Origin of the sequence: Bifidobacterium sp. SO1, assembly GCF_018555335.1 — a bacterium.
GTDB lineage: Bacteria > Actinomycetota > Actinomycetes > Actinomycetales > Bifidobacteriaceae > Bifidobacterium > Bifidobacterium simiiventris.
Window position 1 is genome coordinate 309,831 of the sequence record NZ_JAFEJR010000001.1, and the last position, 13,973, is coordinate 323,803.

A 13,973-nucleotide genomic window follows, 5' to 3' on the forward strand; every position below is an offset into this window, starting at 1 on the left:
GCAACCAACGTCCGCCGCAGTGTCCGGATCATGCGTTGGCGGCGAGACTTCCCTCGTCCAGTTCGGCATCCAGCTCGCCGGTGCCGAGACGCGCGTGACGGTAGCTGTAGCCGAAGTACACGCAGAAACCGACGATCAGCCACACCACGAACCGGATCCATGTGAGCACCGACAGGTTCAGCATCAGCCACAGGTTCGCGAGCGCGATCAGGATCGGCACCCATGGGTTGCCCGGCATCTTGAACGCGCGCGGCAGCTCCGGACGCTTCTTGCGCATGATCGGGATGGAGATCGCGACCAGCGTGAACGCCGACAGCGTGCCGATGTTCACCATGTCGCTCAATACGCCGATGTCGAAGAACGCGGCGACCAGCGCGACCACGACGCCGACGCAGATCTGCAATGCGGCCGGCGTGCCGTGCTTGCCGGTCTTCGAGAGTCCTCGCGGCAGCAGACCGTCGCGGCTCATCGCGAACACGACGCGGGTCAATCCCAGCAGCAGCACCATCACCACGGTCGCAAGTCCCAGCACGATGCCGAAGCTGATGATCTTCGCGGCCCAGTTCGCGCCCACCAGTTCGAACGCGGTGGCCAGCGACGGCCTGTCCTGCGCGGCGAGATCCTTGTACGAGACCATGCCGGTGGTCACGATCGCGACGAGCATGTACATGATGATGATCAGCGCCATGCCCACGCCGATGCCCAGCGGCACGTTCTTCTTCGGATTGATAGTCTCCTCGGACGCGGTGGCAACCACGTCGAAGCCGATGAACGCGAAGAACACGAGCGCCGCGCCCGACAGGATGCCAGGCACGCCGTACACGCTCGGCGTCATGCCGGTGAGGAACTGCCACAACGGCTGGGTCATCTCGCCGGTGACCATCGAGCCGGACACGGCGGACGCCGGTTCGGACGGCGGGATGAACGGCGTGAAGTTGGACGCCTTGACGTAGAAGAAGCCGACGATGACGACGAAGAAGACGATGGCGATCTTGAGCACGGTCATCGCGCCGTCGACGCGCGCGCCGATCTTCGTACCGAACACGAGCAGCGTGGTGAAGAACGCGACGATGATGATCGGCGCGATATCGATGTGGAACGAGCCGAACGTGAGGTTCGTGTTCGCGTTCCATCCCATGAGCCGCATGAAGTCGTTGAGGTAGACGCCCCAGTATTTGCTGATGACCGATCCGGCCATGAGCATTTCGAGGATGAGGTCCCAGCCGATCACCCATGCCATGATCTCGCCGACCGTGGTGTAGGTGAACGTGTACGCGGAGCCGGCGACCGGGATCATGGACGCGAATTCGGCGTAGCACATGACGGCCGCGCCGCACACGATGCCGGCGATCAGGAAGCTGATGATGACGGCCGGGCCGGCGTGGAACGCGGCGGCCTGTGCACCGACCGAGAAGATGCCCGCGCCGACCGCGACGGCAACACCCATGATGGACAGATCCCACCATGTGAGATTACGTTTGAGCGAGCGGCCCTCCTCGCCGGTTTCGGCGATGGTTTGCTCGACTGATTTCGTGCGGAATATGTGCATGGACATGCGCTTCGCCTCTTCTCTGTCGGCGTCGTTTCGACTGGTGGTCGTGTGATTATCAACACTCGAGCATAAGCGAAGCGTGTTACATCGCGCAAGAACGAATCTCATCGGCACTCCGGGCAATCCGCAAGCCGAGAGGCATACTCCTACCGCAGATCAAGGCCGACGACGACCGGCTCGGGGACGAGACGGACGCCGAACGCGGCCTCGACACCGTCCTGCACGGAGCGCGCGAGGTCTGCGATATCGGCTGCGGTCGCGTTGCCGCGGTTGGTCAGAGCCAGCGTGTGCAACGTGGACAGGCTGGCGGTGGCCGCAGCCCCGTCGCCGATCGCGAATCCCTTGTGGAAGCCGGCGTGATCGATGAGCCATGCGGCAGACGTCTTGACACCAGGGGTGCCGTCCGGCAGCGTCGCGTCGAACCGCGGCGCGTCTTCGGGGAGCACGGCCGCCGCGTCGTCGGTCAGAATCGGGTTCATGAAGAAGCTGCCGCAGCTGTGACGGTTGTAATCGGGGGTGGATTCCTGCGCGCGTTGCGCGATCTCGATCTGATCGTCACGCTTCGTACCGGCCATCGCCGGATTCGCGTACCGGCCCGCATCCTCAAGCATGCCCTTGGCCGCACGGACCTTGAGCACCGCGTTGCGGATCGCCTTCGTCTCCATGCGGTCGCCCACCTCGACGCCGAGCGCCTTGGCGAGCTGACCATAGCCGACCGTGCCGGTCGCGCTGTGCCGAAGCGCGAACGTGACCGACAACACGATATAGCGCGGAGACGGGAAAAACTCGGCCGCCGGCGTCGCCGGAGCCGCGTACATGCTCGCCTTGAGCCGGCTCATGCGATAGCCGAAGCCCATGTCCACAGCCGGGATATCGAGCGTTTTCTTGTCCGCACGATCCCAGACCTCCACGGATTCGACCGTTGTGGCGACCTCCTGGCCGTATGCGCCGATGTTCTGCACGACTGACGCGCCGACCGTGCCGGGAATGCCGGACAGCCCCTCAACGCCCTCAAGTCCAAGTTCGACGGTGAACGCGACGAAATCGTCCCAGTTGCAGCCGGCTTCCGCATTGACGTGAACGATGCGCTCGCCGTTCTCGACCGGGGCGGCCTCGTCCGGCACGGTGATGCGACGGCGCGCATCACGCACGACCACACCGTCGAACGGCGCGTCGGCGACGAGCATGTTGGAGCCGCCGCCGATGACGCACAGCGGCAATCCGCGCGAATCCGCGTCCTCGACGGCTTCGATGACGCCGACGCGCGACGTGGGCTCGACAAAACGGGTGATCTTACCGCCGACACCGATAGTGGTGATATCCGCAAAAGAAGTCATGTGTGTCAGCATAAACAAAAAACCCGACCGGTGAAGGTCGGGTTTGAAAGCTTGATGCGGAACCGGCTCAGCGAGTCTCGCGGTGCACGGTCTGCTTGCCGCAGCGCGGGCAGAACTTCTTCAGCTCAAGACGATCCGGCGTGTTACGACGGTTCTTGGTCGTGATGTAGTTACGCTCCTTGCACTCGGTGCATGCCAGCGTGATGCCCGGACGGATCTCGGCGCTCTTGCTTGCCATTTGGTTCACCTCTTGTGTTCGTTGTCCATCGGCAGTTCCGCCGATATTTGTAGCGAGAAAGAGACTCGAACTCTTGACCTTACGATTATGAGTCGTACGCTCTAGCCAGCTGAGCTATCCCGCCAGAGAGCCCCGAGTGAGAATTGGACTCACGACCTCTTCCTTACCAAGGAAGTGCTCTACCACTGAGCTATCGGGGCGTGGCGGATAGTGGATTCGAACCACTGAAGCCGAAGCGACTGATTTACAGTCAGTTCCCTTTGACCGCTTGGGAAATCCGCCATGTTGTCTCAAGCGACCGGGGCCGCAATCGGCAACTCGAATAATATGCCATGACTCAGCGCCGAACGCAAGTCCACGCGTCTTACGGCGTGTCCCCAGTCATTGCAACGGTTTTACCGATGAAACAACGAGGGAGGCAGGAGAAGAAACTTTGCCCGGATATGGATCGGAAGACGGTTTCGGACGGTCTTCAGGTCGGCCAGTACGGCAATGACCGACTCGTGCAAGCCACCTGCCGACGCGACAGGCTGCGGCGACACGCCGAACGCGATGGCGGTTGCTTGATCGGCGATGCCGGTGAGCGGCTGGGCGGTACCGATCGCATCGGCGATTCGCTCGGCGATCGCGCGTTCGGTGTCGGACGGCCGCCAGCGGATGCCGGCGTCCCATGCCGTATCGCAGATCTCCGACCATGCGGCCAGCCATGCGCGGGCATCGCCGTCATCGCCGGCGTTCCTGCCGGAGTCTGAGACAGCGCCGATGCCGGCGATCAGCCGCAGTCTCCTGCGTCTTCTCAATGCCCGCACGATCGACGGAACCGCCGCCAGCCCGGCCAACACGGTCACGCCGAGTACCACCCACAGCGCGATCGCCAGCCATTTCGGCAGTTCCAGCCGGTTCCACCACGGCCGAGCCTGCTGCGCACCGGTTACGGCCGAACCGGACTGCTGTGTGGTACCGGACTGCGAACCGTCGGCATTCGTATCATCCTGCGTGTCGGATGCGTTCGGATCCGTCGCATCCGCACCACCACCGTTCGTATCGGCACCGGTCGAGTCCGGCGTGATCGTCGTCGTGACCGAATCCCCGGCGCTGCCGGTCGCGCCGGCCGAGGTCGTGCCGTCCTGCGACGCGCTGCCGTTGTCGACGGTCGCGGGCGTCACGTCGAACGGCACCCAGCCGACCCCGTCGATGTACGCGTCGACCCACGCATGCAGCTGTTTGGCCGCCACCTCGAACTCGCCGTCCGCGTTCGCCTTCTCGACGCCCGCGTTGTAGCCCATCACCATGCGCGTCGGCACGCCCATCGCCCGGCCCAGCACGGCGAGCGCCGACGCGTAGTGCGTGCAGTAGCCGGACTTCGAATCGAGGAAGCTGTTGATCACGTCGAGGTTCGACCGACCGTTGCCGTCGGGCGAGTTGAGCGAATACACGAAACCGTTGGCCGGATCGGTGAAGTAGTCGACCAGCCAACGCATCGCCGCGATCTGATGGTCGTAGCCGTCGCCATCGGTCGCCACACCGTCCGCCTTGGCCTGCTTGACGAGTGCGGTCACGTTCGCGGGCAGGTCGTCGGGCAGCGTGCGATAGTTCGACGCGGTGTTCCGGTCCATCGCCTGCACGGTGCTGAGTGCCGATCTGGCGTACTCGGCCTGTCTCGGCGCGTTGCTGCTGCTGGACAACATTTCGTACCCAAGCTCTTTGTACAGCTGGATGAGCTCCCTCCAGCGCATCGTGGACCGGCCCTCGATGGTATTCGCCCCGCCATCCAGCGCACCATCCGCATCGCCGGCCTGTACGTCGTCATCCGAGGAACTGTCCGCATCGGCCTCCGTGTTGTCCGGCTCGTCGACCGTCATTGCCAGCGCGATGCCGCCACCTTCCGAAAACATGATGCCGACCGTCTCATCCGATCCGATGCCGTAGTCCGTCAGGAAAGAATCGCTCAGTTCCAGCGAATACGTGGGTGTCGGAGTCGCGCCGTTGCGGCCGATGTATCCGGAGATTCCCGACACGCTGGCGACGGGGTTGCCCTGCTTGTCGGTCACCGAATCCCCGACCTCCGCCACGTTGGCGGCGGTGCCGGAGGAGTGAACCTCAAGCGGCATGACGAGCCATTGACCGTGTCGTTCGGCCAGTCCGTCTTCAATGGCCTGTTCGCGTGCGGCGGTGCGCTGCGACCACGGGACCGTGTTGTCCTGCGCCGTCTTTTCTATCTGCTGCTGGATGTCATGAACGTCGCCGATCCGCGTGAATCCGCTGGTTGATGAGATCGGTTGCAGGCCGATGCCGAGCGCACGGTAGTGCATGTCCTGCGTGGTGGTGGCCATGCGGCTGTAGATCGTGGAACCGGCCTGATCCCAGTCGGATCCGAGCCCGCCGATGCCGTTCATCAGCGAGTTGGTGACACCTGGCACGGGCAGGAAACGGGAGCTGAGCGTTTCGATGGTGATGCTGGCCATGTCGGTGTATTCCGAGGATCCGAAGAACATGGCGGCTTCCCCGCCGTCCGAGGCACCGGAACCCGAACCGGCGCCGACGCCCACGCCGGATCCGGAGCCCGCACCATACCCGGAGCCGGTGGGATCGTATTCGTAGGAGCCGATCGCGCCAGTGCCCGCACTGTCTGCGGTCGATCCGTACATGCCGAGATAGCCCATGTACAGGTAGTACGAGAGTGGATCGTCAGCGTTGCGATACCGGTCGTCGTCCGACATCATGTTGCTCGAGTCGAGGCCGAGTTGGATGCCGGAACCGTACAGGTTCGCGTCCTTGGCGAGCGCCTCGTCGAAGCTCCACGTGTCGCCGTTGAAGCCGTCGAGCGTGGTCATGCGCAGGTAGGTGCGTTTCGTCGCGCGGTAGGTGAGCACGATGGAGTCGGAGCCGGCCTGGAGCGAACGTTTGAGGTCGACCATCGGATTGATCGTATTCGCCGAGAGCAAGCCGGTCGAGTCGCCGAACGACATGGGCACGGCTTCGGCCAGGCTGACGGCGGGCGTGGTCAGGGCGAGCGTGACGGCGGTGACGAGCGCGGTGACAGCGGCGGGCGTGGGTGCGAACGTTCGCTCGGGCCGGGTCTGCCAGAGCGCGATCAGGAACATGGGTATGATCAGCGCGATCTGCCACCAGTCGGTCTGCCGTCCGATGAGCGCATAGTTCGACGCGAGCACGATGACCGGCAGGACGGCGAACGCCGGGGCCGTGCGGCGCGCGACCAGGATCAGGCGGATGACGATGACGACGACGGCGACCGCGAGGATCAGGATGATGTCACCGTATTCGTCGACGGTGAGCGGCGGCAGCTGCGAATCGAGCGAGTCGAAGCCGCGTTCGAACACGTCCCGCACGACGCCGAGCGGTGTGACTCGTTGGACACTGGTGACCGTTCCGGTGGCGTTGCGCGCGGCCAGGGTCGCGGCTTCCGCATTGACCCGACGGAATGCGGCGGAGTCGAACAACCACAGTTGCGTTATGTCGTGGATGCGGACGACGACGAGAGTCACGGCAGCAACGAGGGTCGCGATGATGACGGATGCGGCGCGGACGGCGTAGCGCAGTCGGGATCGCGAGGGAACGTTCGATTCGACGGCGACGACCGCGAGCGCGGCGAGCGCGAACCACGGCCAGTATCCGGTGGCGGCGACCAGTCCGGTGAGCGAGACGACCGACAGCTCGCAGAAGACCAGCAGGGCGGCTGCAGTGAGAGCGCGGGAGACGAGAGCCGTTCTCTTGTCATTTCGAACGGACGCAACCGCTCTTCCCCTGTCATTCCGAGCGAGCGAAGCGAGTCGAGCAATCTTCCGCTCCGGAATAACGGGAGCGGCGGCGGTTTCGATGACGCGCAGATGATCAGTTCCAACGGCCTGGCGCAGGGCCGTGGCCAGCTCTCCCTGCGGATGTGGCGTGAGCAGCCGCACGCCGACCGCACCAGTCTGCCGCATCGCGATTTCAGCCACGTGTGCGGCGAGCCGGTCGGGCGCGGCGCCCATCTGCGGAGCATCCGTCGCAGCAACATCAGTCGCGGCGGAATCCTGCGTTTTGTCGGGCTGCGTCTGCCTGGCCGCATCATCGGCCGTCACACTCCCGTCCGTCGAGATCGGTGACATCGCGGCCAACAGTCGCGCGCAATCCTCGGCATCATCCGCGAATCGTATGCCGTCCGTCACGATCAGTCGGCAATCCATCGACGTCGATTCCAGCAACGGCAGCACTTGTTCGACCTGCGCGTCGATCTGCGCGTCCGTTATCCCCGCCGATCTTGCGTCAAGCATGACGATCGTGGAGACGCGTATGTCACGACCGGTTTCGCGGGTCATGAGCTCGCCGCGATGTGCAGTGGCCTTCCACGAGATGAGTTTCGGCGGGTCTCCTGGCGTGTACGCACGCACGCCGCCCGTGTTCTCGGACTGCGTCAGCCCCTGCAATCGTTGGTCGGCCATGCGCTGACCGGATGCCGGCTGCGTGGGCACGTCGGGCAGTACGATCCGCTCGTCGCGGTCGGGCAGCAGGCGCGATGCCGACCACAGGCCGAACGGGTCATGCCAGCGTGCGAATATGGCCGCGCGACGGTACAGGCCGCGCGACGAGCCGATATCGCCAACCATGCGGGCGACAACGCCACCGTCCTGATCAAGTCGCTCGTACTGGCTGCGGACGCGCATCGCGCGCGGCAACAGCACTCGTGCGAGCCGCGGGGCCGATTGCGGCACGTCGACAAGCCCGCGACGCTCGTCGATCAGTGCGACGCCGTACCGCCCGACAAGCCGCCATTGCGTAACGGCAAGGATCAGCGAACAGCCGAACGTCACCGCGACCGCAACCGCGGCGGCCATGAGCGCACGGTCATCCAGCAGCAACCCCATAAACAGGAATCCGGCGGCAAACACGACCGCGGCGACGCCGGCCACGCTAGGCCGGATCGTACCGTGCGTGCGCCAATGGCGGGGATGTCGTCCGAACAACCGCTGACGGGACCGCGAACGGGCACGACGATGAGACTGTCGGGTGCGCTGCATGGTCTGCTCCCGCCGTCAGAGCCGATCAGGACGCGGCACCGCGACCGTGCCGACCAGATCGGCGACGAGTCGGCGCGCACGTTCCATCGAGGAGAACCCGTAGCCGGCGTTGTCGAGCACCAGACGGTGTGCGAGCACGGGTACGGCGAGCGCCTGCACATCGTCGGGGGTCACGAACGAACGCCCGGCGGCGATCGCACGGGCCCGCGACATCGCGGCCAGATGGAGGCTGCCACGCGGCGACGCACCGTATTTGACGCCGTCCATCGTGCGTGTGGCCGAGACCAGCGTGACGATGTAGTCGGCCACGGCGGCGCTTACGGTCACCTGTTCGGCGGCGTGGCGGATCGCGAGCACGTCGTCGGTCGAGCAGACCTGCGCGAGTCCCTCCAACGGACGCAGCATGTGCGATCCGGTGAGCATCGCGGATTCGGCGGCGGCGCTCGGATAGCCGAAGCTCGTGCACGCCATGAAGCGGTCGAGCTGCGCCTCAGGCAGCGGGTAGGTGCCTTCGAGCTCGATCGGATTCTGCGTGGCGACGACGAAATATGGATCGGGCAGCTCGTGCGTGGACCCGTCGACGCTGATCTGGCGCTCGCCCATCGCCTCGAGCATGGCCGATTGAGCCTTCGGGTTCGCGCGGTTCACCTCGTCGGCGATGACGATGTTCGCGAACAGCGGGCCGGGATGGAAGTCGAAACGGCCGGTTCCTTGCGAATAGACGCTCACGCCGGTCAGATCGGACGGCAGCAGGTCGGGAGTGAACTGGATGCGGCGCGATTCGCCGCCGATCGCGATGCTCATCGCACGGGCGAGCGTGGTCTTGCCGACGCCGGGCACGTCCTCGAGCAGCAGGTGACCACCAGCGACGAACGTGGTGATGGCCAGGTCGATGACCTCGCGGGAGCATGAAAGCACGCCGGCGAGCGCCTCGGACAGCGCGGCGATGGTGGTCGACGGCGTTGCGCCGGTCGACGACGCCACGGCATCGGTGGCAGCTGGATTGTCGAGATCGTTCCGCCGATCAACCGTATCGGCCTGTGCGCCACCCTGCATAAGTCCCCCAATCAACATCGATTATCCGCTGTCCAGCTTAGCAGTGAGGATGCAGCGTTTCGCTGCCGGCAGACCATACGCGACACAACCGCCACAACTGTTCCCACGTGGCGGAAAACGCTTGTTGAGACACCACTGAGCGAGCGAAAACCGCCGCGCACGGAAACGCCACATCACTCCCAGCGCATACAAAAATCCCGCCCGGCGGAATGCCGAACGGGATCAGATACGATACCGCGCTGTGCGCACGTATCTCAGCCGAGGATGGCGAGAATGTCGCGAGCGGAGACGATCAGGTAGTCCTCGCCCTCGTAGTGGACTTCGGTGCCGCCGTACTTGGAGTACAGCACCTTGTCGCCGACCTTGACGTCCATCGGGATGCGCTCGCCCTTGTCGTCGCGGCGGCCCGGGCCGACAGCCAGGACTTCGCCCTGCTGCGGCTTCTCCTTGGCGTTGTCCGGGATGTACAGACCGGAAGCGGTCTTGGTCTCGGCCTCAGCCTGCTTGACGATGATCTTGTCTTCCAACGGTGTGAGCTTGATCGACACTGTAGGTCACCTCGTATATCTAGTAAAAACCAGTATGTCCGCGCCAGAGAACCGTGAGGCGAGAGGCTGACGATCACCCGCCGCGCTTCTCCTTTGCGCTGCTACACATCGTAGCGCGGTTTTTAGCACTCTGCCAACTCGAGTGCTAACGCTGAGAGTGAAACGCCCCGGAAACGGCGAAAGGCTCCCGTTCGGGAGCCTCATGTGCTGCGGTGTCGGCCTCGTATGGCCGGCCTCGTGCGGTCAGACAGATCGGCGAGCGAGGATCGCCTCGAGACCGTTGCCCAGCGAGTCGGACGTCGCCTCGGGTGCGTCGACCGCACCCTGTTCTTCCGAAGCGTGGAAGGCGGCCGTGTCGTTGACCGTTTCGGCGGTCTGATCAGACTTGGTCGCATCATCGGCCGGTGTGGCGTCTTCGGTCGGTTCGACTGCCGGCTCGGCGACGGACTCGGCCGCGTTCTGCTCGACCGGCACGGCCTTGGCGACCTGCTTGGCCGACTTGATCTCCAAACTTTCCGGCGCGGGGACGGACACGTCCACGCCGTTGCGCGGCGTACCCAGCGAGAACGAGATCAGATCCTGTCCGGACGCCATGTCGAACGCATCGAGCGCGCGGGACGGGCTCACATGGGCCAGTTCGCTCGTCTCGTCCGGCACCTGCTCATCGGATTGGACGGATTCGCTCGTCGAGACGACCTGGGCTGATTCCGCGACGGAATCGACCGGCAGCTCGTCGGCGATAGTGGCCTGGGACGGGTCGGAGGATTCCCGCACCGGCTCGGTTGCAACCTGAGCGGCTGCCCGTTCCTCGTTCCGGCGACGGGCCTCGCGCTCGGCGAACGCCTGCGCCTGTTCGCGACGTGCCTGCTCCAAGGCTCGCCTGATCTCGCGCTGTTCCATCACATGCGTGTCCGGTTCGTCCACGCGGGTCTGAACCGCACCGTCAACCGAGGCCGCACCGCTGGCCGGCTTCACATCATGGATCTGCCGGGCAGCTTGCGCCGCGGATTCAACTACCGTCTGCGCCGGCGTCTTCTTGGCTTTTCTGGTCTGTGCACGCGAGGCGGCGACCTTGCGCTCCCATGCGCGGGCCTGAGCCGCGGCGCGGGCGCCCAACGCGACCACCACCAACGTCAGGGTGAACGGGATCAACGCGAACAACGGGCTGAACTTGAGCGGGAAAGCGATGGCGAGCACCACGACGGTGATGGCCAGCAGCGACACGACAAGCATACGGCGACGACGAATCGCTGCGCGACGAAGCTGCCGCACACGGGCGACACGTTCCGCCGTGTATTTCGGGTCAGACTGCATAATAATCCCTTTCGCCTGCGGCGTGTGCTCGTCACAGAACCGCGTGCCATCGTTTGCACTGATCAGGTGCAGCGACGACGAGTACTTGTCCTCACGGTGCTCCGCCACTTTTCTCATGCCTTTGGCCGTCCGCACAGGCAGCCAGCCAACCATGATGATTACGAATATCGCCAGTACCACCACAGCACTTAACGACTCGTAACCCATGCCCTTAAGAATAGGAGAGGCCGGGCACAAATCGAGAATTGCGCTCGGGCGTGTCGTGAACGTGTCGCAAACGCGCCGCGAGCAGACGGGTCACGCGCTCCGCCGAGCCGCCATCAGCCGGGCCGCGAAGCCCTCCCCCGCGTCCTCGGCGAGCAGGCTGTACGTTTCGTGGTCGCGCCACCGACCATTGATGTACATGTATTTGGGGCGCAATCCCTCGTGATGCGCGCCGATCTTCTCGACCACGCGGCGCGAACGATAGTTCTCGGGCAGGATCGCGATCTCGAGCCGGTGCAGCCTCGGGCCGTCCGGATCGGCGAGCGCCCAGTCGGCGAGCAGGGCGAGCGCGAGCGGCGCGAAGCCGTGGCCGGCGACCTGCCGCGACACCCAGTAGCCGACGACACCGGTGCGCATCGAACCGTAGCTGATCGCGCCGAGCGAGATCTGGCCGACGATGCGGCCGTTGTGGATGATGCCGAACAGTGCGCCTGCACCCTGTTCCTCGCTGCGACGTTGACGTTGGATCCACGTGTTGAAAGTGAGCGGCGCGCCGTGCGTCGGGTCGCCGGAATCCCAGGGGGCGAGCCAGTCGCGATTGTCCCAGCGAACGGCGTTCCACTCGTCCTCGTCGTCGAGGGTCAGCGGGCGCAAGTAAATCGGCGGCTGCGCGGCGACGCCACCCGACGCGACGATCACCGGCCGTTCGGGCAGCCGCGCGGGCATACGGATCGCCGGCGCATCCGAGGGGTGGAAAACCGCCCGCAACGATTGGAAAACTGACACGCCCCCATTGTGCCACGATGACATCGCCGGCGAGCGTGCGATGGTGCAGTGTGGTACAACGTGCGTATGCAGAACATGCGGATACAGCCGGACGGGATCGGCCGTGCGGCGGACGATATGAGCGGCGAGGCCGAACGCAAGCGGGCGTTGCGCAAGGCGGCGATCGCGCGACGCAAGTCGGTGCCGCTCGAGGATCGCGCTCGGGCCGGCGAACGGCTGGCGGCCGTCTCGCAATCGTTGATCGCACAGTATGGGGCGGGCAACACGGTGGCCGCGTATGTGTCGATGGGCAGCGAGATTCCGATGCAATCGTTGCTGCAAGCGTTGCTGGAGCGAGGCGTGCGGCTGCTGGTGCCGATGCTGGGCAGCGGCATGGACGTGGGCTGGGGCGAGCTGGCGTCGCTGGATGATCTGCGCGCGGTCGGCGGCGATGCGACGCCGGCGAGAGGCGGCATGTCTGATCGTCTCGCGTCCTCCCCGCGTAAGCATACGCGTCCTGACGAGCCGGTGCATACGCGCGTATTCAGCAAGGAGGCATTGCGCGACGCCGATCTGGTCATCCTGCCCGCGCTCATGGTCGATCATGCCGGCACACGACTCGGTCGCGGCGGCGGCTGGTACGATCGTGCGCTCGAATGGCTTGATCCGGCCGCACACACCGTCACGGTCTGCTGGCCCTGGGAGGTCGTGGAGGGCCCGCTTCCCCGCGAGGCGCACGACATCCCGGTCGAATCCGCGCTGACGCCGGACGGGCTGCTGACGTTGCGCTGACAACGTGTGCGGCGGCGGGCGAATCCCGTCGGTGTGCGCGTTCACGGCGGCCATGTCCAGCCATGCGAGAACTTCTGTCGCTGCTGTCGGGCTTGCGATTAGGATAATGATTCGTTGAGTATCGTGATGAACCGTTTGACGTGGAGGAAGAGCCGTGCCTACGTACCATTACCGTTGCAAGAGCTGTAACTACGATTTCACCGAGCAGCAGTCGTTCAGCGACGACCCGATCACCGTCTGCCCCCAGTGCGGCAAGGAGCAGGTGCGCAAGGTGTTCTCCGCCGTGCCCATCGAGTTCAAGGGCAGCGGATTCTACCGCACCGATAGCGGTTCGGGTTCCAAGTCCAAGTGACCTCGACACGCCGGAATGTGGATAACTCGACCTTTCGACCACATACCCCGTTTCGGCTTGCGTAATGCATTTCGCATCCGTCATCATCATGAGATGGTGACGGATTTTTTTGATTCGCTGGGCCGCTTAGTCGGACCGGCAAGGAGTCTGCGACGACGCAGATTCACGTATGCGATGCGGCGAGTCGCGTGTGCGGCCGCGGCCGGTTTGACGATGCTCGCCGCGCTGATGTGCGTGCTGGGAACGGTGGCCACGCGCACGGTGGTGGTCGCCGCAGTCGATATCGAGCGGGGCACGGCGATCGAGGCCGGTATGCTGCGATTGGCTCAATGGCCGATCGGCGATGGCGCTGTGCTGGAGGACGCGCTCGATTCGTTGGACGGTCTGCGTGGGATCGCGCAGGTCGACATCGTCGCCGGACAGCCGATGTACCGTCCGATGATTCGCGACCAGCCGACGATACCGGACGGATTCACCGTGATCGAGGTGCGTCTGGCGAGTGATGGGGACGCGCTGATGAACGGTGATGAGATCGCGTTGGCTTCGGCTACGGGATGTACGGATGCGGCCGATGACGGGCCGAGTTCAGATGCCTGTGTGCTGGTGGAACGGGCCATGGTGATGCGTTTAGGTACGAGCGCAGGACGTACCTCGAACGGCTATGCGGCCGTGTCCACGACGCCACTGGCCATGAGCGCCGTGGACGCGTTGCGGGTGATGGCCGCACAGGAGGCCGGCGCCATCGTGGCAGTGACGCGGTAGCGAGGTCGAGCGGCGCGCTTGCGCGCTGCGTTCCA

Annotated in this window: 11 protein-coding genes and 3 tRNA genes; 3 read left to right on the forward strand and 11 right to left on the reverse strand. The window is 64.8% G+C overall.

From position 1 onward, the window contains the following. Window positions 1–28: 28 nt before the first annotated feature. The 11 genes from JS541_RS01420 to JS541_RS01470 all read right to left on the reverse strand — a co-directional run bounded on the left by JS541_RS01420 (window position 29) and on the right by JS541_RS01470 (window position 12,077). Window positions 29–1,549: an amino acid permease gene (locus tag JS541_RS01420; RefSeq protein WP_214372764.1), complete on the reverse strand. Its 1,521-nt coding sequence runs from the start codon at window positions 1,547–1,549 to the stop codon at window positions 29–31. Between the two features lie 149 nt (window positions 1,550–1,698). Beyond that, a complete protein-coding gene (locus JS541_RS01425) occupies window positions 1,699–2,889 on the reverse strand; it encodes a UDP-N-acetylmuramate dehydrogenase (RefSeq protein WP_214372542.1) in 1,191 nt (396 codons plus the stop codon). A 67-nt stretch (window positions 2,890–2,956) separates the two neighbouring features. Continuing rightward, on the reverse strand, window positions 2,957–3,127 hold the full coding sequence (gene rpmG, locus JS541_RS01430; protein ID WP_152359166.1) for a 50S ribosomal protein L33: 171 nt from the start codon (window positions 3,125–3,127) through the stop codon (window positions 2,957–2,959). A 50-nt stretch (window positions 3,128–3,177) separates the two neighbouring features. After that, window positions 3,178–3,251: transfer RNA gene (locus JS541_RS01435), tRNA-Met, on the reverse strand. A 4-nt stretch (window positions 3,252–3,255) separates the two neighbouring features. Beyond that, window positions 3,256–3,327 (reverse strand) — tRNA-Thr (locus JS541_RS01440). A gap of 1 nt (window position 3,328) precedes the next feature. Next, window positions 3,329–3,409: transfer RNA gene (locus tag JS541_RS01445), tRNA-Tyr, on the reverse strand. A 113-nt stretch (window positions 3,410–3,522) separates the two neighbouring features. Next, a complete protein-coding gene (locus tag JS541_RS01450; protein WP_214372543.1) occupies window positions 3,523–8,145 on the reverse strand; it encodes a transglutaminaseTgpA domain-containing protein in 4,623 nt (1,540 codons plus the stop codon). Window positions 8,146–8,160: 15 nt separating this feature from the next. Continuing rightward, a complete protein-coding gene (locus JS541_RS01455; RefSeq protein ID WP_214372544.1) occupies window positions 8,161–9,201 on the reverse strand; it encodes a MoxR family ATPase in 1,041 nt (346 codons plus the stop codon). A 254-nt stretch (window positions 9,202–9,455) separates the two neighbouring features. Then, complete coding sequence (gene groES, locus JS541_RS01460; RefSeq protein ID WP_094730336.1) at window positions 9,456–9,749, reverse strand: co-chaperone GroES; 294 nt, start codon at window positions 9,747–9,749, stop codon at window positions 9,456–9,458. Between the two features lie 243 nt (window positions 9,750–9,992). Next, window positions 9,993–11,270, reverse strand: a complete 1,278-nt coding sequence (locus JS541_RS01465; protein WP_214372545.1) for a hypothetical protein — start codon at window positions 11,268–11,270, stop codon at window positions 9,993–9,995. Window positions 11,271–11,360: 90 nt separating this feature from the next. Then, window positions 11,361–12,077, reverse strand: coding sequence for a GNAT family protein (locus JS541_RS01470; protein ID WP_214372547.1), 717 nt, complete (start codon window positions 12,075–12,077; stop codon window positions 11,361–11,363). A 24-nt stretch (window positions 12,078–12,101) separates the two neighbouring features. On the opposite strand from JS541_RS01470, the gene JS541_RS01475 reads away from it, so the two are divergent. The 3 genes from JS541_RS01475 (at window position 12,102) to JS541_RS01485 (ending at window position 13,938) form a co-directional block, all read left to right on the forward strand. Next, a complete protein-coding gene (locus JS541_RS01475) occupies window positions 12,102–12,824 on the forward strand; it encodes a 5-formyltetrahydrofolate cyclo-ligase (protein ID WP_346428267.1) in 723 nt (240 codons plus the stop codon). 154 nt (window positions 12,825–12,978) lie between these two features. Further along, window positions 12,979–13,176 (forward strand): FmdB family zinc ribbon protein, encoded by a 198-nt coding sequence (locus tag JS541_RS01480; protein ID WP_214372548.1) that lies wholly within the window; start codon window positions 12,979–12,981, stop codon window positions 13,174–13,176. A gap of 174 nt (window positions 13,177–13,350) precedes the next feature. Beyond that, window positions 13,351–13,938 carry an SAF domain-containing protein gene (locus JS541_RS01485; RefSeq protein WP_214372549.1) on the forward strand — a complete coding sequence of 196 codons (588 nt, stop codon included), beginning with the start codon at window positions 13,351–13,353 and terminating at the stop codon, window positions 13,936–13,938. Window positions 13,939–13,973: the final 35 nt, after the last annotated feature.